Below are 20778 nucleotides of genomic sequence, written 5' to 3' on the forward strand. Positions count from 1 at the left end.
ATGTTTTCCTTATCAAACCTTATTTGTAATTACGCTGGGTTGGTTTCACGATCTCAAACTCCAGGGCTTCTTTATGCAATTCAAAGCTGCTCGGGCCTTTATACTCCCATGCAGCTACGAACTGGAAGTTCTTATCGTCCCTTAAAGCTTCTCCGCCGTCTTCCTGTGATTCTTCACGGAAGTGACCACCGCAGGACTCCCTTCTTTGCAGGGCATCCATGCACATCAGCTCACCCAGTTCAATGAAATCTGCCACACGGCCAGCTTTTTCCAACTCAGGGTTGAATTCATTCTGACTGCCGGGAATCCTTACGTTCCTCCAGAATTCCGCTTTCAGCGCCTGTATTTCTTTGATAGCTTCTTTCAGTCCTTCTTCATTCCTGGCCATACCGCATTTATCCCACATGATCTTGCCCAGGGCTTTGTGGAAATGGTCTACGGAATGTTCTCCTTTGATATTCATCAGGGTATTCAGCTGATCCTGTACGGCTTTCTCTGTTTCAACGAAAGCAGGGTGATCCAGCGGAATAGGTTTGGTATGAATTTCATCAGCCAGGTAGTTACCAATAGTATAAGGAATTACGAAGTAACCATCTGCGAGCCCCTGCATCAGTGCAGAAGCACCAAGGCGGTTAGCACCGTGGTCTGAGAAGTTAGCTTCTCCCAGTGCATACAAACCAGGTACAGTGGTCATCAGTTCATAATCCACCCAGAGACCTCCCATGGTATAGTGTACCGCAGGGTAGATACGCATGGGCATTTCATATGGGTTTTCGCCAGTGATCTTGGCGTACATGTCGAACAGGTTGCCGTATTTCTCGGCTACTACTGCTTTACCCCATGTGATGATATCTTCTTTGCTGGCATGATCCTGGCCTTTCTTGCTGGCTTCGATCTGGCCATAACGTACGATAGCATCTGCATAATCCAGGTATACCGCCATTTTGGAAGTGCCTACACCATAACCGGCATCGCATCTTTCCTTTGCAGCACGGGAGGCCACATCGCGGGGAACGAGGTTACCGAAGGCAGGATACCTTCTTTCCAGGTAGTAATCCCTTTCTTCTTCGGGAATATCAACAGCTTTGCGATTGTCGTCTTTTTTCTTGGGAACCCAGATGCGTCCATCGTTCCGCAGGGATTCAGACATCAGGGTGAGTTTACTCTGATGATCTCCTGAAACGGGGATGCAGGTTGGGTGGATCTGTGTAAAGCAGGGGTTGCCAAAGTAAGCACCACGTTTGTGTGCTTTCCAGGCTGCTGTTACGTTTGAGCCCATGGCATTGGTAGACAGGTAGAACACGTTACCATAACCACCTGTGCAAAGCAATACGGCATGGCCGAAATGCCTTTCCAGTTTACCACTGATCAGATCGCGGGCAATAATACCACGGGCTTTGCCGTCTATCGTTACCACATCCAGCATTTCGTGGCGGCTGTATAATTTCACATTACCTAATGCTACCTGACGTTGCAGCGCAGAATAGGCACCCAGTAATAATTGCTGACCTGTTTGGCCGGCGGCGTAGAAGGTACGTTGTACCTGTGTACCACCAAAAGAACGGTTGCTCAACAATCCACCATATTCACGGGCAAAGGGAACACCCTGCGCCACGCATTGGTCAATGATGGCAGCACTTACTTCCGCCAGGCGGTAAACATTTCCTTCACGGGCACGATAGTCACCGCCTTTTACTGTATCATAAAACAAACGGAAAACAGAGTCTCCATCGTTCTGGTAATTCTTTGCAGCATTGATACCTCCCTGCGCAGCAATACTGTGCGCGCGGCGGGCGCTATCCTGAAAACAAAACGCTTTTACTTTATACCCCAGTTCAGCCAAAGCAGCAGCAGCAGAGGCTCCGGCAAGACCGGTTCCTACTATAATTACCTCCAGCTTACGTTTGTTAGCCGGATTCACCAGTTTCACGTGGCTTTTATAGTCTGCCCACTTAGCTTCCATTGGGCCTGCAGGAATCTTTGCGTTTAACATATATCCTAGCTTTATCAGATTTGTTTAATGTAAATAACTACAGGGATAACAGCAAAACCAAGCGGGATCAATACACCAAATAACCAAACCCCGATGAAGTTGATGATACCATTGTACTTTTTGTGATTCAGGCCAAAGGTCTGGCAGGAACTTTTAAACCCATGGATCAGGTGGAAAGCCAGTGCGAACATACCGATCACATACAGCGCCACGATCCAGGATTCTTTAAAAGCGAACCATACTACCTCGTAGAGGTTGCCGTACTCTTTGCCTTCATAGAGCGCAACATTCATTTCCCCATAGTGCATCCTCCACCAGAACTGTGCAAGGTGAACTACAATGAAGATGAAGAGGATACTGCCCATGACAGCCATCTGACGGCTATACCAGGAAGATGTTTTGTTACCGGGCTTCACCGCGTATTTAACGGGGCGTGCGGCTCTGTTACGAATAGTGAGCTGAATAGCCAGGAATGCGTGCACGATGATGATGATCTTTAACCCCCATGCGATGAACTGGATTAAGGGATTATGACCCATGAAGGCCGCATACGTGTTGAAGGCTTCACCTCCGTCTTCTTTGAGCAATGCGATGTTTCCGGCCAGGTGCACGATCACAAACGAGCACAGGAACAAACCGGTAGCACCTACCAGCAATTTTTTACCAATAGAGGTATTGAAGAATTGCGACCATTTCATAAGATACGTTCTAAGCTTCCTTTAGTATGAATAAATAAGTGAAATGTCGGGCAAATTTAATAGATGAAAAATTAAAACAAAATGATATTTATCACTAAAAAGGCTTATTCTAGTAGCTTCATCATGCTATTATCTACCAGATTAAACAAGTGCTGTGGTAAAAAAGTTCGCCACTTAGGCTCATCCAGCAGGTGGACGTAATTGTACAACCGGGCGCTCTCGAACTCATCCCGGGTTTGCTGAGGGGTATTGAGGAGTACTATCCAGCCACCTTCATCACGGATATCTTCCCACCATTCCTCATAATAACAATCATCGGAGGAATAGAAATTGAGTACGTTCTCTCCTATGAAAATGAATTTATAGATCCCCTGGGCCGTCATCAGGTCAATAATATCCCGTTTCAGGGTCATGACATTATTTTCCACCGCATCATTCCATTCCCCCAGCAATTCTATAATGGCATAGTTAAACTGGTAATCCACAAACAGGATCTTCATGTATAGGTTAGGGGCACCAAAATCATCCCATTGGGGATGGATGTAGTAATTATATATGGTATTGGAATATTCAAATTCGCTATACTCCCGTCCATAAAATGGAGAGAGTTCATCCTCTTCGGCCGTATATAAATGCCGCCAGTTATAGAATGGTTCTATGTCCTGCATGATCGTTCAAAAGCTGTTTACCGGAGGGCAATTTAGGAATTTTTTTATTGTCTGCTATCGACTGCCCTTTTTACGCTGCCAAACTCCAGCAGTAAGGTTTTGGCGGTATCGTAGTCAGCCAGTTCCAGCTCTTCCATCACCATTTTCACCCCTCTGTCCACCAGCTTTTCATTGCTGAGCTGCATGTTCACCATTTTATTGTCTTCTACCCTGCCCAGCTGGATCATTACAGTTGTTGAGATCATATTCAATACCAGCTTTTGCGCGGTACCGCTTTTCATACGGGTGCTGCCGGTTACAAATTCAGGGCCTACTACCACTTCTATGGGAAAATCTGCAAATTGGGATACGGGTGATCCGGGGTTACAACTGATGCTGCCTGTAATGATACCATGTTTCTGACAGGCTTCCAGCGCACCCAATACATAAGGAGTGCTTCCGCTGGCGGCAATGCCTACCACTACATCTTTATCGCTGATGGCCCATTGCTGCAGATCCCTCCAGCCCTGTTCCCTGTCGTCTTCCGCATTTTCCACTGCTCTGCGGATGGCAGAATCCCCTCCTGCTATCAATCCTACTACCAGCCCCTGCGGCACACCATAAGTGGGAGGGCATTCAGAAGCATCCAGGATGCCAAGGCGGCCACTGGTCCCAGCGCCCATATAGAACAAACGGCCTCCTGCCAGCATTTTATCTGCAATGGCGGAAGTGAGTGCAGTGATCTGTGGAATGGCTTTTTCAACAGCCAGGGGAACGGTTTTGTCTTCGCTATTAATGTTGGTCAATACTTCCTGGATGCTCATAGTTTCCAGGTGATGATAATTGCTTGCCTGTTCGGTTACTTTAGTAAATGCCATATCTGATTTTATTCCTCGTGATAAACGGCCAACCCATCCATAGGATTTTTAAGGATCCGGCCCAGCTGTAATTCGTACAACTGGCACAGTTCTTCCAGGATATCGCGGAAGTGCCATGCAATGCTTCCGGTGAAATGTAAAGGGCTTGTCCAGCTTTCACTGTATTTATAAAGATGTGTGAAGAAGAATTCATTCAATCCGTCTTCCAGTATATTTTCAATCATATAATGCCCGCGGTTCTCTGCGAGAAAAGGGGTAAATGAAGCCAGGTAACGGTTTGGAAGTGGCTGGCGGTACACACTTTCCAGTATATCTGCCTGGGAGACATTGAATTTCTGCTCAAAGCGGAAACGCATTTCGTCATCAAAGGTTTGATAGAGGTAGTACTGTACTACTTTTTTACCCAGGAATGCGCCGCTGCCTTCATCTCCCAGGATATAACCCAGACCGGGATTGTTCTTTACAATCTCCTTTCCATCGTAATAACCGGAATTGGAACCCGTTCCCAGGATGCTGACTATTCCGCTGCTACGGCCGCAAAGCGCACGGGCTGCTGCCATCAGGTCGTGATTCACTTCTATTTTGGCATGAGGCCATATGCCGTGAAGACTTTTATGTACCAGGTTACGGTTCTGTTCTGTACCACATCCTGTTCCATAATAGAAAACGAGATCAGGCATGGTATCACCCAGCTGAGGTAACAGTTCCGCCCGTACGAGTTCCTCAATCTGCAAACTCGTCAGGAAATAAGGGCTCATACCCTGTGTAAAGAACGTGCGGCGTTCCTTACCGTCCATCAGGCACCATTCCGTTTTTGTTGAACCGCTATCCGCTACCAGCTTAACTTTAGAAGCCATATCCGATCGTTTATGAAATTAAAGAATAGATGTAGATGTTTTGCTTATGAATGTGCTATTTTTGTCACAAGTTAAGCAAAAGGGGTTTCCCTGTCAACGATTTAAAAAATCATATGTCGGACAATAGAAAGTTAAAAGTGTTCCTGCCGTTGTTATTTGCCCTGGTATTAGCGCTGGGCATGTATCTGGGGCATAAGATGCCGGCCGCGCGCAACAGCGATTCCGCTATCTTTTTCAGCAATAAACGGGGGTCATTACAGGAGGTCATGGATCTTTTGAAGTATAAATATGTGGATACGCTGGACCTCGGTGACGCACAGGAAGAAGCCATTGAAGGATTGCTCAGCCACCTGGACCCTCACTCTATTTACATCCCGCCCGCCAAAGTGCAGGCTGTGAATGAAGACCTGGATGGTAACTTTGAAGGGATAGGCGTTGAATTCAATATCATCCGTGACACGGTAAATATTATGAATGTGATCAGCGGCGGGCCTTCAGATCTGGCAGGCGTGCTCACAGGAGATAAAATACTGGTGGTGAACGATACTGTTCAGGTTGCAGGTAAAAACATTACGAACGACAAGATCCGGAAACTGTTACGCGGCCCCCGCAATTCCATCGTGAAAGCGACCATGCTGCGTGGAAGCAAAAAGGTGGACGTGAATATCAAGAGAGGCGTTATTCCTTTATACAGTGTGGACGCAGCTTATATTACTGCTCCCGGCACCGGTTACATCAAGATAAACAAATTCTCCGCTACCACTTACACAGAGTTTGTACAGGCTGTGCGCAAGTTGCAGAAAGAAGGCATGGATAAACTGATCATAGACCTTCGCCAGAATGGCGGCGGTTTGCTGGATGCGGCTACCCGCATAGCAGATGAGTTGCTGGACGGCAATAAACTGATTGTTTATACCCAGGGCAAAAGCTCTCCCAGGCAGGATTACAAATGCAGCAAACCCGGTCTGTTCGAGAAAGGCGGCCTCACCATCCTGGTGGATGAAGGTTCTGCCTCTGCAAGTGAAGTGCTCTCCGGTGCTATACAGGACTGGGACCGCGGAGAGATCATCGGACGCCGTACTTTTGGTAAAGGCCTGGTGCAGGAACCTTTCGACCTCAGTAATGGCGGCACTTTACGTCTGACCATTGCCCGTTATTATCTCCCCTCCGGCAGAAGTATCCAAAAGAGCTACCAGAACGGCCGCGAGGCTTATGACGAAGATATCGCCAACCGCTTTAATCATGGTGAGTTCCTGAACCGCGACAGCATCCGCCCGGTTGATACCATCAAATATGAAACAGCGGGTGGTAAAACAGTGTATGCAGGCGGCGGGATCATGCCGGATGTATTCCTGCCTTTTGATACTACGCGTTACTCTGCTTTCCTAACGGAACTGTACACACGTAACATCTTCGGTGATTTTATCTATGAGTATTATACGGCCAATGCAGCATCCTTTTCACAATACAAAGATGCCGCCACTTTCAACCGGCAGTTCCAGGTAGATAATAGCCTGATCAATGCCTTCAGGGCACATGCTGAAGCTGCAAAGGTGAGCACCGCCAAAATGAATGCAAAGGATGAGGCGGAAATAAGGGTAAGGATCAAAGCCCTGCTGGCAAGGCAGTTATGGCGAAGTGAGGGATTCTATATGGTAAGTAATACAGACGATCCGGTGATATTAAAAGCAGTGGAAGAAGTAAAGAAATTGAAATAAAAAAAGCGGGTGTATCAAATGATGCACCCGCTTTTTTTTATCGCTCTTTGCGTAGCCTTATCCTGTCTTCCTCAAATTCATGTTTCCTGTCCCGCAGCTCCTGGTCCAGTTCCCTTTTTGCTACCTTTTTCTCTTTCTTCGTTTCATATTTTCCGTCCTCGTATTCTTTCGTTCTTTGTTTTACATCTTCCTCATACTCTTTCTTCAATTCAACCAGTTCCATTTCGTACTCCATATCCTCCTGCAGGCCCTCCATCTTCCGGCTCAGGGTATTCATTTTCTTTTCCATATCTGACACGGTTGCCGGCTCTTTGATCACATTCTTCACCACTTCCATCATGTCCAGTAACACGGACCTGAATTGTTTTTGCAGGGATTCCGAAATACCAGTACCGGAAAAGGAGATCTGGGCGGGGTCGAATTTAGTAAAAGCCAGGAGCATACTATCCCTGCGCGGCTGGGGAAGTTTTGCCAGCCCATGCAGGTTAGTGCCCGGGAACTGAAACTTGAAATCTTTGTCGGGGTGGCCGGGGGCTGTTTCCTGTGCTGTTGTAAAAGACTGGAAACCAGCCAGCAGTAAAAAGGTAATCAGGAGCTTTTTCATGCAAACGGTAAAATTTGCTCCCATAAAACAAGAGGTATGCCAAAAAAATCCTCCCGGTTTGCACCGGGAGGACCATATACTTTCTGTAAGCTTAGCTTAGTGCTTGTGGGTGCTATCAGCGTGAGCAGCAGCAGAATCAACCGGAGCCAGAGCAGCAGAATCAACAGTTGCAGCAGAATCAACAGCAGGAGCTGCGTTCAGCGCTTGAGAATCAGCAGGTGTTGTTGTAGTTGAATCAGTAGTTGAAGTTGAAGCATTGTTACAAGCAACAAACATACCGGTAGCGATAGCTAATACAAATAATTTTTTCATGTTGATTTTGTGTTTTAAATCGCCGCAAAGTTATGCAAAAATCTTATTATACAAAATATAATTTTATATAATATGCACTGAACTACTTCTTTCTAAAGAAAATTTTCAGTGGGACCCCCTGAAAATTAAAGTTTTCGCGCAATTTGTTCTCCAGGTAGTTCCTGTAGGGCGTTTTTATATCGTCCGGCAAATTGGCAAAGAAAGCAAAGGCGGGGGTATGCGTAGGCAATTGCGTTACATATTTGATCTTGATAGGTGTACCTCTTACCACGGGTGGTTTGAACGCATCTATGGCTTTAAGCATGATCTCGTTCAGTTTGGAGGTCTGGATCTTACGTTTCCTGTTCTCATACACATCCAGCGCTACTTCTATCGCTTTGAAAATCCGTTGTTTGTCAGGTACGGAAGTGAAAACGATCGGTACATCATTAAAGGGTGCTATGCGCTCTTTGAGTTCCTTTTCGTAATCGCGGGCGGAGTTGGTGTGTTTTTCCACCAGGTCCCATTTATTTACCAGGATCACGATGCCTTTCCCTTTACGGGCAGCCAGGCTGAAGATGCTGATATCCTGTGCGGTGATGCCTTTTTCAGCATCCAGCAGCAGCATACAGATATCTGCTTCATCCAAAGCCCTTACGGCCCGGATCACGGAATAGAACTCCAGGTCCTCATGCACTTTATTCTTACGGCGGATACCGGCGGTATCTATCAGGATAAATTCTTTCTGGTAGAGATTATACCTGGTGTGAATGGTATCACGGGTGGTACCGGCAATATCTGAAACGATATTCCGCTCCTCTCCTATGAGTGCATTCAGCAGGGATGATTTACCTACATTCGGCTGGCCGATGATGGCAATCTTAGGAATACCGCTGTCCGGGCCTTCCGCCTGTTCATCATCTTCTTTGATCAGCGCTGTTATTTCATCCAGTAGCTCACCGGTGCCGCTTCCGCTCATGGAAGAAAGGAAATGCACATGTTCAAAGCCGAGGCCATAGAACTCAGATGCTTCCAGCTGGCGCTCATGATTATCTACTTTATTTACTGCCAGGAAAACAGGTTTATTGGAGCGGCGCAGCAGATCTGCCACGTCAGCATCCAGGTCTGTAATACCTGTAGTAACATCACACATGAAAAGCACCAGGTTGGCTTCTTCCATGGCAATCTTCACTTGTTTGCGTATCTCACGTTCAAATACATCTTCGCTTTTGGCAACAAAACCGCCAGTATCTATCACGTTGAAGGACTTACCGTTCCATTCAGCGATCCCGTACTGCCGGTCGCGGGTTACCCCACTTGAGTCATCAACGATAGCCTTCCGCTGCTCCAGCAAACGGTTAAATAAAGTTGATTTCCCTACGTTCGGGCGGCCTACAATTGCTACTGTAAAACCAGGCATATTATACTATTTAAATTGTACTTAAATCAATCCGTATTCTTTCAGATACAGATCGTTGTCGCGCCATTTAGGACGCACTTTTACATGTAATTCCAGGAACACTTTACGGTCCAGGAACTTTTCTATATCCACCCTTGCCCTGGAACCTATTTCTTTAATAGACTTTCCTTTTTCGCCAAGGATGATACCCTTTTGTGTTTCGCGGGTAACGATGATCTCTGCGGAGATCTTGGTCAGCGTGGTCTTTTCTTCAAACTGTGTAACCAACACCGCCGTATGATATGGTATCTCTTCTTCGAAGAGTAAAAATATCTTTTCACGGATGATCTCTCCCACGAAGAAACGTGTAGAACGGTCTGTGAGCGTGTCTTCCGGGTAAAATGCCTCGCTTTCCGGCAGGAATTCGAGGATCTGTTTTAAGAGTACATCCAGGCCCTTTTTCTGCAAAGCAGAAATGGTGATCACTGCTTTGGCTTTGCCCCATACTTTGCAGCGTTCGGTCAATGCATCCAGTTCAGCCTTTTCCAGCACATCCATTTTATTGATCACCAGCAGGCAGGTGGCTTTCAGCTTGAGGGAATCAAACATCGCCAGGCATTCTTCCACATTATCTTTTGCCTCCATCATCAGCAGGGCTACATCTGCATCTTCCAGTGCGGAACGTACGGCGCCCATCATTTTCTCATGCATCTTGTATTTGGGATCAATGATACCGGGGGTATCGGAGAACACGATCTGGTAACCGGGTTCCGTTACTACAGCCATGATCCTGTGCCGGGTGGTTTGCACCTTGGGGGTTACAATTGCCAGTTTCTCACCCAACAATGCGTTGAGCAAGGTACTTTTTCCGGCATTAGGTTTACCAAAGATGTTTACAAATCCAGCACGATGCATACTATCTGATTTTTACGTGTGAACTAAGCTGTGGGTGCAATTTAGTACAAATAAAAAAAGCCGAATTGCTTCGGCTTTTTAACTTTTTAGAAGTTTGGAGACTGTGATCTCTTTTACTTTTTTGTAAGGATTTAACTTTTTCGCCGTTGGCGTTTCAGCCTTCCTCTTTACTTTCTTTTGTAGCGAGGAGAGGATTCGAACCTCTGACCTTCGGGTTATGAGCCCGACGAGCTACCTCTGCTCTACCTCGCAATGTGGGTGCAAAGGTAAACGAATTTTAATACTCACCAAATATTTTTCATCCTTTGGCGAAAAATAATTCAGCCTTATCCGTGAAGAAGCTTGCCAGCCGGGTCTTACAAAGGAAGTCTTTTATGACATGTAATAATGAGTAAGTATAATATGTAAAGAGATCACAGTCGGGGCCCTGCTTAAAATGGCAGGTCATCCGCCGGATTTTCTATCTCCGGTTCTGCTGTTCTGCTTCCATTTGTCCGTTGACCACCCGGCAGTAATTTCAGGTCTGTAACCCTTAATTTCAGCACCGCAGTTACTCCTCCTGCATTGTTGTTATAAGTGTCCACTACAGGAACGCCTTCCACAAATACATAGGTACCCTGTAACATGTAAGGCCCCACGGCATTTGGATACCACATGGCGCAATCTACCCAGACCGTCCGGTCTGTTTGAACGCCCTGCGCGTTCCTGTACCTTTCGTTGTGTGCAACATTAAAATTCAGGACTTGTTTTCCGTTCACTGTGTTCTGCACAGCGTTTTTGCCAAGGTGGCCGATGATTTGAAGTTTGATCATTTGATAAATGATTGTTTCGGTTAACAATAATTGTTTCTCAAAATGATCTCTGCTGGAAAAAAGTGGGGAGTACTGTTCCTGGATTAACGGGATGAAGATAATGGAAAAAATACATCCTGAAAAAAATTTGTGCAGAATTCCTGCTGTGTGTCTACCTTTGCAATAGAAACCGGATAAGCACAGCTTATCCTTTTCACCTCGGGGTGCCTTACTATCAGGCTGAGATCACACCCGTTGAACCTGACCAGGTAATGCTGTTTAGGAAAGGTAAGTGACGTTTCCTTACCTGTTTACGATAGTTTGACCATTGCAGCACACCGTGCTACTATGGCTATGCATCATTTTGAATCATTTGAACAAACAGGATCTACCATGAAAAAATTCATGCTCTTAGCGCTGCTGTGCGTATCTGTATTTACACAGGCGCAGGTAGTTATCACCGGTGTAGTAACAGATAAAACATCCGGTAAACCGCTGGAAGGCGCCAGCATCTCTATTTACAACGGCTCCGGTACACATACAGATACTAAAGGACAATACCGCATCACTGTTCCCGGGCATGGTTCCTATACGCTGCAGGCAAGCTTTCTGGGCTTCATTACTATACAGGAAACCATCAAAGTGCAACAGAAAACAACTGAATTAAATATTGCATTACAGGAAACTGGCCTCTTTGTAAAACCTGTGGAGATCTCCAGTCTGCGTGCAGGCAGGAACGCTCCTTTCACCAAATCAGAACTGAGTAAAGAAGATATTGCCAAACAGAACCTCGGGCAGGACCTGCCACTACTGCTCAACCAGCTGCCTTCCGTAGTAACCAATTCGGATGCAGGTGCCGGTGTAGGATATACGGGGCTGAGGGTACGTGGCAGTGACATTACCCGCATCAATGTTACCATCAATGGTATTCCCGTGAACGATGCAGAATCCCAGGGTACCTTCTTTGTGAATATGCCGGACTTTGCTTCTTCCGTGAACAGCATCCAGCTGCAACGTGGTGTAGGCACTTCTACCAATGGCGCCGGGGCTTTCGGAGCTTCACTGAACCTCAGCACCAATCAGTTCAATGATAAAGCATATGCTGAAATTGATAATAGCTACGGCTCTTTTGATACCTGGAAACACACGGTAAAAGCCGGTAGCGGCCTTATTAACGGGCATTTCACAGTAGATGCACGTTTATCAAAGATCTCTTCGAACGGGTATGTTGACAGAGCTGCATCAGACTTACGTTCCTTCTATACCTCCGCTGCATACATCTCTGAAAAAACGGCTATCCGCCTGAATGTATTCTCCGGAAAGGAAAAAACATACCAGGCATGGAATGGTATTTCAAAAGGCGATCTTGATACTAACAGAACATACAACTCAAGTGGCACCCAAAAACCAGGCGCTCCTTATGATAATGAAACGGACAACTACCAGCAGGATCATTATCAGCTGTTCTTTAATCACGCTATTCACAATAACCTGAACTTCAACGTAGCGCTGCATTACACACGTGGCCGCGGTTATTATGAGAATTATCTTGCGGATCAGCTCTATACAGATTATGGCCTGTCAGCACCCATCATCAACGGCGCACCTGTTACCGAAACAGACCTGATCCGTCAGCTATGGCTGGACAATCATTTCTATGGCGGTATATTCTCCGTTAATCACAATGCCGGCAAATTCAGCTGGAGTGCAGGTGGCGGCTGGAACCGTTATGATGGTAAACATTACGGCAAGATCATCTGGGCAGAGCAGGCTATTGAAAAAGATTACCGCTGGTACAACCTGAATTCTTTTAAAACAGATCTCAACTTCTACTGGAAAGGTGAATACGCCATCACTGAAAAACTGAAAGCATTTGCAGATGTGCAGTACAGGCATGTAGTTTATGAACTGAACGGCTTCCGCAAGAACCCGGAGATCCGCCAGAAGAAACGGTATGATTTCTTCAATCCCAAAGGAGGTTTTACTTTCCAGCTGAACAACAAACAACATCTCTATGCTTCCTACGCCATCGGCAATAAAGAACCTAACAGGGATGATTTTGAAGTGGGTTTATTACAAGCTCCTAAGCACGAAACCCTGCGTAACCTGGAAGCGGGCTACGTACTTCGCAGCCAGAAAGGTGGTGTGCAGGCAAACGTGTATTACATGAACTACCGTAATCAACTGGTGCTCACCGGCCAGATCAATGATGTAGGCGCATACGCCAGAACCAATATCCCGAAAAGCTATCGCCTTGGGCTTGAGCTGGATGGCCATTACAATCTATTCCCCCAGCTCACGCTGGCCGGGAACATTGCTTTGAGCCGCAACCGCGTATTTGATTACACAGAGTTCCTGGATGATTGGGATAATGGTGGTCAGAAACCTGTTACGCATAAAGAATCTGATATTTCCTTCTCTCCTAACCTGGTGGCCGGCTATACAGTCAGCGTCAAACCTGTTGCAGGCTTGTCGGTTGACTGGGTTGGTAAATACGTGAGCCGCCAGTTCCTGGATAATTCTTCTGATAAAGCACGTACACTGGATGCTTTCCTGGTGAACGATATCCGCATCAATTATATCGTTCCGCAGCAATTATTTAAGGAGTTAGGTTTGCAACTGATGTTGAACAACGTGTTCAATGAAATGTACGAGCCGAACGGGTATACTTATGGTTACCTGGAAGGTGGGACCGTAAAATCTTCGAACACCTATTTCCCCATGGCCGGCTTCAATTTTATGGCCGGAATAAGGATCGGCTTATAACATTAAAACCCGCTACCACAGCGGGTTTTTTATTGCTGTCAATTCATGACATAAGGAGTTTTTTTTCGTATATTTGAACATGAAATTTATCGACAACGAACTGCAGGAAAGACTCCTTAATTTTTACAAAGGCCAAGGCAAATTAACCGTACTTACAGGGGCAGGGCTTTCTGCCGACAGTGGTATTCCAACCTTCCGGGATAAAGATGGATTCTGGACCGTTGGCTCCGTCAACTACATGCCTGAAGAAATGGGCACCTACAAAATGTTCCTTAAACAACCGCTCGATGTATGGAAATGGTTCCTGTACAGACTGGGTATTTGTTCCAAAGCGAACCCCAATGTTGGGCATTATGCCATAAAAGAACTGGAAGATCTTTTCGGCAGCAGGTTCCAGCTGATCACACAGAATGTGGACGGACTTCATTTTAAAGCCGGAAGCGCAAGAGATGCTGCCTACCTGATACATGGCACGCTTGAATATTCCCGTTGCGGAGAAGGGTGCTCCGATGATCTTTACCCCTATCCCAACCTTCCGATGGAAAAAGGAGATGAGCTCACACCGGAACAAATAGAGACATTAAAATGCCCTGTATGCCGCTCTTATTTAAGACCGCATGTGTTGTGGTTCGATGAATACTATAATGAAATGTACTATAAGCTGGATAGCTCTCTGCGTGCGGCCAAACAAACAGGGTTATTGCTTGTTGTAGGCACATCAGGTTCTACCAATCTTCCTGTAAGGATTGCCACCCAGGTTTTAAACAGCGGTGGGTTTATTATTGATATTAATAAACACCCTAACCATTTTTCAGATATGGCCAGCGATAAAATGTATGGCTATGCGCTTAAAGGCAGCAGTAGTGATATCTTACCGGAGTTTGTAGAACTATTCAAAGGCTTTACTAAGACAATATAGCAAGTTTCGGGTTTTAAATCCCCCTCAGATCAGCAACCTTTGCTGTATGAAACTACAAAACAAAACAGCCCTGATCACTGGTGGAACCAGTGGCATCGGTTTAGCAACAGCACAGGACTTTATCCGCGAAGGCGCAAAAGTGATCATTACCGGTCGTGATGAAATTACATTGCATGAGGTCGTTCAGCAACTCGGAGAAAACGCATCCGGGATAGTTTGCGATGCAGGAAATATCCACGACATCCTTGCGTTACCAGTGAAACTAACATCCATTGATATTCTTTTCTGCAATGCCGGTTACGGTAAATTCGCTCCTATTGAAGCCGTAACAGTTGAACAGTTTGATGAACTGTTTGATATACTGGTGAAAGGCGTTTTCTTTACTACGCAGGCTGTACTCCCGTTAATGAAAGAAGGTGGTTCCATCATCTTTAACACCTCGGTTGTTACACTATATGGTTCACCTTACGCCTCCGTTTATTCAGCAGCTAAATCAGCAGTAGCATCTTTCATCAAAACCTTCGCTGCAGAATGTACAGCAAAGGGAATACGCGTCAATGGCGTAAGCCCCGGTTATACAGAATCGAAAGGTTTTGAAAAAACCGGCATGTCTGCAGAACAGATTGAAGGCGTTAAACAATCCGTTATTCCCACATTACCCTTTAAGCGTTTTGGAAAAGCCATGGAAATTGCCAAAGCTGTTAGTTTTCTGGCTTCTGACGATGCGTCCTATTTACACGCAACAGAATTGATCGTAGATGGTGGCTACTCCACCATAAAGTAACATTTCCCTCCCTCCGGCAGACATAACCAATTGATCTTTTTACTACTTTTAGCCTAAAATCAACCAATCCAACTGCCTGAGGGAGAATGAGCGAAAAGATAAACAATGAAAGGGAGCTGCTGGCCAGTGTAGCACGGGCAGATGAGAGAGCTTTCGAAAAGATCGTTCATCATTATTATCCCCGGCTGCTCCCCTTTGTTATTAACATAACAAAAACAAAATACGCAGCCGAAGAAATAGTACAGGAGGTATTTCTGCGCCTCTGGCAACACCGCCATGAGCATGAGCGTATTTATAACCTCAGCTCCTGGTTATTCACCATCGCTTCCAATCTTTCCCTTACCTATATTAAAAGAGCCGCCATGGAAGGCAAACTGCTCAAACTGATACAGAGCAGCCAGGCAGACAGTACATTGGATGCAGAAGAAAGGCTCAACTGGAAAGAAAGCGGCCTGCTGATCTACGAGGCTGTTAAACGCCTCCCACCCCAACAACAACTCATCTACCAACTCAGCCGCCAGGAAGGATTGAGCAATCCGGAAATAGCCGAAAGACTGAAACTATCCCCCAATACCGTGAAAAACCACCTGGTAAAGGCTATTCAGTCCATCCGCGTCTTTATCCGGCGGGCCACCTTAATTTTTTTTTAACCGGACTAGTACGATAGACTGGTTCGATAGTTATATATGTACAGCGCAATTATTCCACCACTATGAGCATACAGCAACAGGAAAGGCTTTCCGACCTGCTTACCCGTTATTATAAAGGTAACATGGCAGAAGCCGATGCAGAAGAGTTATCCTTTTATCTGAAGGATGACCGGAACAACGATGCCATCCGGCAGATCTTAACAGGTCTGTCTGCAGAAGTTGCTCCGGCAGATGTGGATATGGCTGATATGCAGCGTTTGATCCGTAATGTGAAAGAGGTTTCCGGCGATCGGGCTAATATCAAAAGGCTGTCATTTACCCGGATTGCAGCAGCAGTGCTGTTAATGCTGGGCATAGGAGGATATTTCATGTTCAGCGGTATACCCTCCGCTGAAAGGCAGGTGCAGGTAAAACGGTATAAAAATGATGTATTGCCCGGAGGAAATAAAGCCATGCTGACTTTAGGTGATGGCAGCACCATCAGCCTGGAAGATGCCCAACAAGGCTCCCTTGCACAACAGGGAGGTTCGCAGGTGATCAAATCAGCAGATGGAGAACTGGCTTATAATAAAAACGGGCTGCAGGGTGAAGAGATACAATATAATACACTGACCACACCGCTCGGCGGTCAATACCGGATCACTTTACCGGATGGCACCAGCGTTTGGCTCAATGCCGGCAGCTCCCTGCGTTATCCTACTGCTTTTTCAGGAAAGGAGCGAAAAGTGGAACTGAAAGGGGAAGGTTATTTTGATGTAGCGAAAAACGCGGCCATGCCATTTTATGTAACACTGAACAATGGTGTGGAAGTAAAGGTATTAGGCACACAATTCAATGTAAATGCCTATAGCGATGAAAAGAATATTGCCACCACCCTTGTGGAAGGCGCGGTGTTGATAAAGAATAATGAAATAGCCAACGTATTACAGCCAGGTCAGCAAAGCTTAGCCGGTCAAAATAATAACAGCCTGAAACTGGTGAAAAATGCAGATATAGCTGCCGTGACGGCCTGGAAAGAGGGCGTGTTCAAATTTAATGATGCGGATATTGAAACCGTGATGAAACAGCTTTCACGCTGGTATGATATAGAGATCGTATACGAGGGTAGTCCTGTAAAAGAATATTTCAACGGCACTATTCCAAGGAATGTTCCTGTCTCAAAAGTATTGGAACTGCTGGAACTTACCGGTCTTGTACATTTTAAAATCGAGGGGAAAAGAATAATAGTCACATCCTGATAAATAAACTATCAGGCAAAGATCAACCATTATAAACATTAGACTGTAGACATCCCATTACGGGAGCAAATCGGCCATTTAGAAAAACCGGATCGGGATATCAATTTTTAATCACCCAAAATCAACTGTATGATTTTAAACGCTTGGTGCCAAACGAAGCCAGGTACCTTATGCCTGCCAACCAAAGTCAAAAAATTAGGTCTGTTATTACTGCTTGTTTTTTCCGGGTTAGGCGTTCATGCGCAAGTGGTAACATTGAAGCTTCACAATGAACCACTGGCCAAAGTTTTCAAAGAAATAGAAAAGCAGACCGGATTCACCTTTATCTATGGAAAAACACAACTGGACAATGCAAAAACAGTAGACATCACTGTGGAAAAAGTGCCGCTGAAAATAGCACTTGATTATTGCTTCATGGACCAGGAACTCCGGTACTATATAAGAGATGAAAAGTATATAGTGGTGATCAAAAGAGAACGCTATATCAGCGACAGAGGAAATATAACTACAACCACACCTATCCGGACAACTGAAGTTACAGGCCGTGTCACAGATGATAAAGACCAGCCGCTGGAAGGTGTTACTGTAAGAACGGCATACAAAGCCACCAACGCAATAAAGATCGTGAATACCGATCAGAACGGTGATTACAAGATCAATGTAGCAGATAACACCAATCTTGAATTCAGCTTTATTGGTTACCAGTCAAAAAACATCACCGTAAAAGCCGGTGGCCGCTACAATGTAGTGCTGGAAATAGTTCCTGCGAAACTGGATGAACTGGTGATCACCGGTTATACTGCCAAAAGCGCCAAAGAACTAACCGGCTCTGTTCAGAAAGTTACAGGAGATCAGCTAAGAAGCAGCGTTACCACCCCAAATGCACTATCTATGCTGAAGGGTAAAACCACCGGTTTATATATCACAGAAACCAGCGGCGAAGCCGGTGCAAAAGGACAAGTAATAGAACGTGGCCAGTCTTCCATGGCTACCGCTACTAATAGTTACTACGGCCCGCTCTATGTTGTAGATGGTGTGATCACTAACTATCAATCATTGCAGGATGCCGTGAACCCTGCTGACGTAGAAGATATCACCATCCTCAAAGATGCGTCCTCTACTGCTATTTATGGCTCCCGTGCTGCACAGGGCGTAATTGTAGTAACCACCAAACGGGGTAAAAGAGGAAAGCTGGGGGTAAACCTTACCATGCAATATGGCAGTGTGCAACCGGTCCGCGATATCCGTTTCATGAATACCACCGAGCTGATCTCCTTTATGGATAAGCAAATGCAACGTTACTGGGAACAAACGCCATCTATTCAAGCAACATTCCCTAATGTGGCAGACTTCATCAATCAGCGCAGAACTTATACAGATGCTGATCGTAATAATAACTTCAATTGGGAAGATGCCATTTACAGCAATGGTAATTTCCGTAATACAGAACTGAGTATCAACAGTGGTACAGACAAAACGAAGTTCTATGGCAGTGTAGCCTGGTATAAAGAAAACGGCGCACTGTATGATAATACCTTCGACAGAAAAAGCATCCGCCTGAATATCGATCAGGCACTTTCTGATAAGTTCACTGCCAGCATAGGCATCAGCTCCATTCTGGACAAAACAGTAAAGCGCAACGGCATACCGGAATTGTACATGATCCAGCCTTTCCAGAATCCCTATGGTGCAAATGGCAAACTGGCGGATAGCCTTCCTGTTAAACAGTCCAACAACTACGGTCCAGCTTACACTACCTGGACGCAGAACTTCCTGGCGGAAACACAATATGATAATACCGCCATTACCAACGTACAAAATCATCTGGGTTCATTGCGGTTGAGATATGACATTTTCCCCTGGTTGTATATCCAGAGCTCCAACTCGCTGAACTACATGGGCACTTCCTTCAATTCTTATTTCGATCCCCGTTCCTATTCCGGCAAATACGGTGGCTACCCTTACCTGTTCACAGCTGCGAGCCTCGTAATCCCCAATGGTACTTTATCCATTAGAGAAACCAAGTACACCGATTATCTTACTTCCAATACATTGAACTTCCGCAGATCCTTCGGCAAACATTCCGTATTTGCACTGATAGGTCAGGAATGGGGGAAACGTACAACCGAAGTAATGACTACGGATATGTACAATATGTTACCCGGCGAAAGAAATATGGGTGCTGCCAAAGGTTATGGCACAGCAGTATATCTTGCTTACATCACCCCTGCTACTGCTCCCTATGCACCTGCCGGCAGTTACCAGGAGCGTGCTACCTTCTCCACTTTCGGACAGGCCGACTATAATTATGATCAGCGTTATTATGCTTCCGTTGCCATACGTACAGATGCCACAACAAATTTCGGAAGGGATAAACGATATGGTACTTTCTATTCTGTGAGTGGTGGATGGTTGTTATCCAATGAAGCATTCCTGGCAGGCAACAGCGTGATCAACAATTTGAAATTACGTGCAGTATACGGTACTTCCGGCCGTGATCTGGGCGATGGTTACCTGAACACTACTTTTTATACAGATGGTTTACGTTACGGTACACAAACCAATGTTGGTTCTACCATTTCACAGTTAGCCAATCCGGGCATTTCCTGGGAAACCATGTATAATAGTAACATAGGGCTGGACCTGGGTGTATGGAACAGGATTGAACTCACGGTTGATGCATACCATAAAAGAAGTGCCGGTCTGTTGCAAAATGTAAACCTCACATCGGCACAAGGCTCTCTCATGCAATATCAGAACATTGGAGAGATCATCAATAAAGGGCTGGAGATCATGCTCAACACCCACACGGTGAAAAGCCATAAATTCAACTGGTATACCAACTTCAACATCAGCTTTAATAAAAATCACATCTCTGCACTTTACCAGGATTCTCTCCGTGATAGTTATTCCGGAGCCTACTACCGCAAGATCGGCGAAGATATCAATGTGATCAAAGCCATCAAATTTGTAGGTATCAATCCTGCTAACGGGAATATGCTCCATCAGAACGTAGATGCCTCCGGCAAAGTAACCAATGTGGAAGGTATCGGCAATACCACTAACCTGGCCAACTGGCAGGTAGTAGGTTCTGCCACACCAAAATTCTTCGGCGGTATCACCAATACTTTCAAGTACCAGAATTTCACACTGAGCATGGAGTGGTGGTTCCAATATGGGAACTATGTAATGATGTCCCTGGTAAATAACTTCCAATCCCCCAGTGCACCAAGACTGGGCAGGAACAACGTATTGTTTGGCGACAATCAGCATGTATGGAAAGGTGCTGGTGATACGGAAGCCAACTACCCGGATGTTTTCAGTACCAGTCCCAATGCCTGGTCCGCGCTCACCTTCCGTTCTTCCCGTCTTTGGGGAGATGCCAGCCATGCAAGATTGCGCAACGTCAGGTTATCCTACGACCTGCCACGTGCCCTCATACAAAGATGGAAACTGCAGAATATCACTGCTTATGTAAGTGGCGATAACCTGGCTGTGATCAAACATAAAGATTTTGTGGGAGCTGATCCTGAAGGTGCCGTGCTCAATACCAGCACTGCCTATGGGGGTGTGGGAACAGGTTTTGCTAATCCAAGGCGTTTTCTGGCAGGTCTTAATGTAGCATTCTAA

17 protein-coding genes, 1 tRNA gene and 1 riboswitch are annotated in these 20778 nt (G+C 45.7%); of the genes, 7 read left to right on the forward strand and 11 right to left on the reverse strand.

The window, feature by feature from the left end; all coding sequences use genetic code 11:
• Nucleotides 1–19: 19 nt before the first annotated feature.
• The 5 genes from AAHN97_RS17840 to AAHN97_RS17860 form a co-directional block, all read right to left on the reverse strand.
• Nucleotides 20–1993: a fumarate reductase/succinate dehydrogenase flavoprotein subunit gene (locus tag AAHN97_RS17840; RefSeq protein WP_343303423.1), complete on the reverse strand. Its 1974-nt coding sequence runs from the start codon at nucleotides 1991–1993 to the stop codon at nucleotides 20–22.
• A gap of 14 nt (nucleotides 1994–2007) precedes the next feature.
• Entirely contained in the window at nucleotides 2008–2691 is a 684-nt protein-coding gene (locus AAHN97_RS17845) for a succinate dehydrogenase cytochrome b subunit (protein WP_343303424.1), read from the reverse strand.
• A 104-nt stretch (nucleotides 2692–2795) separates the two neighbouring features.
• Nucleotides 2796–3359, reverse strand: a complete 564-nt coding sequence (locus AAHN97_RS17850; protein ID WP_343303425.1) for a hypothetical protein — start codon at nucleotides 3357–3359, stop codon at nucleotides 2796–2798.
• 44 nt (nucleotides 3360–3403) lie between these two features.
• Nucleotides 3404–4216 carry an N-acetylmuramic acid 6-phosphate etherase gene (murQ, locus tag AAHN97_RS17855; protein WP_343303426.1) on the reverse strand — a complete coding sequence of 271 codons (813 nt, stop codon included), beginning with the start codon at nucleotides 4214–4216 and terminating at the stop codon, nucleotides 3404–3406.
• Nucleotides 4217–4224: 8 nt separating this feature from the next.
• Complete coding sequence (locus tag AAHN97_RS17860; protein ID WP_343303427.1) at nucleotides 4225–5073, reverse strand: N-acetylglucosamine kinase; 849 nt, start codon at nucleotides 5071–5073, stop codon at nucleotides 4225–4227.
• Between the two features lie 113 nt (nucleotides 5074–5186).
• Here AAHN97_RS17860 and AAHN97_RS17865 point away from each other — a divergent pair, with 113 nt between their 5' ends.
• A complete protein-coding gene (locus AAHN97_RS17865; protein ID WP_343303428.1) occupies nucleotides 5187–6791 on the forward strand; it encodes a S41 family peptidase in 1605 nt (534 codons plus the stop codon).
• A 37-nt stretch (nucleotides 6792–6828) separates the two neighbouring features.
• Here AAHN97_RS17865 and AAHN97_RS17870 read toward each other — a convergent pair whose 3' ends face one another.
• The 6 genes from AAHN97_RS17870 to AAHN97_RS17895 all read right to left on the reverse strand — a co-directional run bounded on the left by AAHN97_RS17870 (nucleotide 6829) and on the right by AAHN97_RS17895 (nucleotide 10812).
• On the reverse strand, nucleotides 6829–7395 hold the full coding sequence (locus AAHN97_RS17870) for a hypothetical protein (RefSeq protein ID WP_343303429.1): 567 nt from the start codon (nucleotides 7393–7395) through the stop codon (nucleotides 6829–6831).
• A gap of 96 nt (nucleotides 7396–7491) precedes the next feature.
• Nucleotides 7492–7707: a hypothetical protein gene (locus AAHN97_RS17875; protein WP_343303430.1), complete on the reverse strand. Its 216-nt coding sequence runs from the start codon at nucleotides 7705–7707 to the stop codon at nucleotides 7492–7494.
• A gap of 82 nt (nucleotides 7708–7789) precedes the next feature.
• Nucleotides 7790–9106, reverse strand: a complete 1317-nt coding sequence (gene der / locus AAHN97_RS17880) for a ribosome biogenesis GTPase Der (protein ID WP_343303431.1) — start codon at nucleotides 9104–9106, stop codon at nucleotides 7790–7792.
• Between the two features lie 21 nt (nucleotides 9107–9127).
• Nucleotides 9128–10000, reverse strand: coding sequence for a GTPase Era (era, locus tag AAHN97_RS17885; RefSeq protein WP_343303432.1), 873 nt, complete (start codon nucleotides 9998–10000; stop codon nucleotides 9128–9130).
• Nucleotides 10001–10180: 180 nt separating this feature from the next.
• Nucleotides 10181–10252: transfer RNA gene (locus AAHN97_RS17890), tRNA-Met, on the reverse strand.
• 179 nt (nucleotides 10253–10431) lie between these two features.
• Nucleotides 10432–10812, reverse strand: coding sequence for a single-stranded DNA-binding protein (locus AAHN97_RS17895; protein ID WP_343303433.1), 381 nt, complete (start codon nucleotides 10810–10812; stop codon nucleotides 10432–10434).
• Between the two features lie 189 nt (nucleotides 10813–11001).
• Nucleotides 11002–11094, forward strand: a riboswitch (TPP riboswitch).
• A 90-nt stretch (nucleotides 11095–11184) separates the two neighbouring features.
• On the opposite strand from AAHN97_RS17895, the gene AAHN97_RS17900 reads away from it, so the two are divergent.
• The 6 genes from AAHN97_RS17900 (at nucleotide 11185) to AAHN97_RS17925 (ending at nucleotide 20778) form a co-directional block, all read left to right on the forward strand.
• The gene (locus AAHN97_RS17900) at nucleotides 11185–13557 is read left to right on the forward strand and encodes a TonB-dependent receptor (RefSeq protein WP_343303434.1); all 2373 of its coding nucleotides are present in this window, start codon (nucleotides 11185–11187) and stop codon (nucleotides 13555–13557) included.
• 79 nt (nucleotides 13558–13636) lie between these two features.
• Nucleotides 13637–14476: an SIR2 family NAD-dependent protein deacylase gene (locus AAHN97_RS17905; RefSeq protein WP_343303435.1), complete on the forward strand. Its 840-nt coding sequence runs from the start codon at nucleotides 13637–13639 to the stop codon at nucleotides 14474–14476.
• Between the two features lie 46 nt (nucleotides 14477–14522).
• Nucleotides 14523–15260, forward strand: coding sequence for an SDR family oxidoreductase (locus AAHN97_RS17910; RefSeq protein ID WP_343303436.1), 738 nt, complete (start codon nucleotides 14523–14525; stop codon nucleotides 15258–15260).
• 86 nt (nucleotides 15261–15346) lie between these two features.
• Nucleotides 15347–15910, forward strand: coding sequence for an RNA polymerase sigma-70 factor (locus AAHN97_RS17915; RefSeq protein WP_343303437.1), 564 nt, complete (start codon nucleotides 15347–15349; stop codon nucleotides 15908–15910).
• Nucleotides 15911–15972: 62 nt separating this feature from the next.
• Nucleotides 15973–17148 carry a FecR family protein gene (locus tag AAHN97_RS17920; protein WP_343303438.1) on the forward strand — a complete coding sequence of 392 codons (1176 nt, stop codon included), beginning with the start codon at nucleotides 15973–15975 and terminating at the stop codon, nucleotides 17146–17148.
• Between the two features lie 129 nt (nucleotides 17149–17277).
• Nucleotides 17278–20778 (forward strand): SusC/RagA family TonB-linked outer membrane protein, encoded by a 3501-nt coding sequence (locus AAHN97_RS17925; protein ID WP_343303439.1) that lies wholly within the window; start codon nucleotides 17278–17280, stop codon nucleotides 20776–20778.

This window comes from Chitinophaga niabensis, from assembly GCF_039545795.1.
In the GTDB taxonomy this organism is placed as follows: domain Bacteria; phylum Bacteroidota; class Bacteroidia; order Chitinophagales; family Chitinophagaceae; genus Chitinophaga; species Chitinophaga niabensis_B.

Excerpts from the sequence above, each read along its gene's own strand:
- AAHN97_RS17875 (WP_343303430.1), bottom strand. The coding sequence starts at position 7,707 with ATGAAAAAATTATTTGTATTAGCTATCGCTACCGGTATGTTTGTTGCT.
- AAHN97_RS17850 (WP_343303425.1), bottom strand. The coding sequence starts at position 3,359 with ATGCAGGACATAGAACCATTCTATAACTGGCGGCATTTATATACGGCC.
- der (WP_343303431.1), bottom strand. The coding sequence starts at position 9,106 with ATGCCTGGTTTTACAGTAGCAATTGTAGGCCGCCCGAACGTAGGGAAA.
- AAHN97_RS17840 (WP_343303423.1), bottom strand. The coding sequence starts at position 1,993 with ATGTTAAACGCAAAGATTCCTGCAGGCCCAATGGAAGCTAAGTGGGCA.
- AAHN97_RS17895 (WP_343303433.1), bottom strand. The coding sequence starts at position 10,812 with ATGATCAAACTTCAAATCATCGGCCACCTTGGCAAAAACGCTGTGCAG.
- murQ (WP_343303426.1), bottom strand. The coding sequence starts at position 4,216 with ATGGCATTTACTAAAGTAACCGAACAGGCAAGCAATTATCATCACCTG.
- AAHN97_RS17905 (WP_343303435.1), top strand. The coding sequence starts at position 13,637 with ATGAAATTTATCGACAACGAACTGCAGGAAAGACTCCTTAATTTTTAC.
- era (WP_343303432.1), bottom strand. The coding sequence starts at position 10,000 with ATGCATCGTGCTGGATTTGTAAACATCTTTGGTAAACCTAATGCCGGA.
- AAHN97_RS17920 (WP_343303438.1), top strand. The coding sequence starts at position 15,973 with ATGAGCATACAGCAACAGGAAAGGCTTTCCGACCTGCTTACCCGTTAT.
- AAHN97_RS17910 (WP_343303436.1), top strand. The coding sequence starts at position 14,523 with ATGAAACTACAAAACAAAACAGCCCTGATCACTGGTGGAACCAGTGGC.
- AAHN97_RS17860 (WP_343303427.1), bottom strand. The coding sequence starts at position 5,073 with ATGGCTTCTAAAGTTAAGCTGGTAGCGGATAGCGGTTCAACAAAAACG.
- AAHN97_RS17870 (WP_343303429.1), bottom strand. The coding sequence starts at position 7,395 with ATGAAAAAGCTCCTGATTACCTTTTTACTGCTGGCTGGTTTCCAGTCT.
- AAHN97_RS17925 (WP_343303439.1), top strand. The coding sequence starts at position 17,278 with ATGATTTTAAACGCTTGGTGCCAAACGAAGCCAGGTACCTTATGCCTG.
- AAHN97_RS17865 (WP_343303428.1), top strand. The coding sequence starts at position 5,187 with ATGTCGGACAATAGAAAGTTAAAAGTGTTCCTGCCGTTGTTATTTGCC.
- AAHN97_RS17915 (WP_343303437.1), top strand. The coding sequence starts at position 15,347 with ATGAGCGAAAAGATAAACAATGAAAGGGAGCTGCTGGCCAGTGTAGCA.
- AAHN97_RS17845 (WP_343303424.1), bottom strand. The coding sequence starts at position 2,691 with ATGAAATGGTCGCAATTCTTCAATACCTCTATTGGTAAAAAATTGCTG.
- AAHN97_RS17900 (WP_343303434.1), top strand. The coding sequence starts at position 11,185 with ATGAAAAAATTCATGCTCTTAGCGCTGCTGTGCGTATCTGTATTTACA.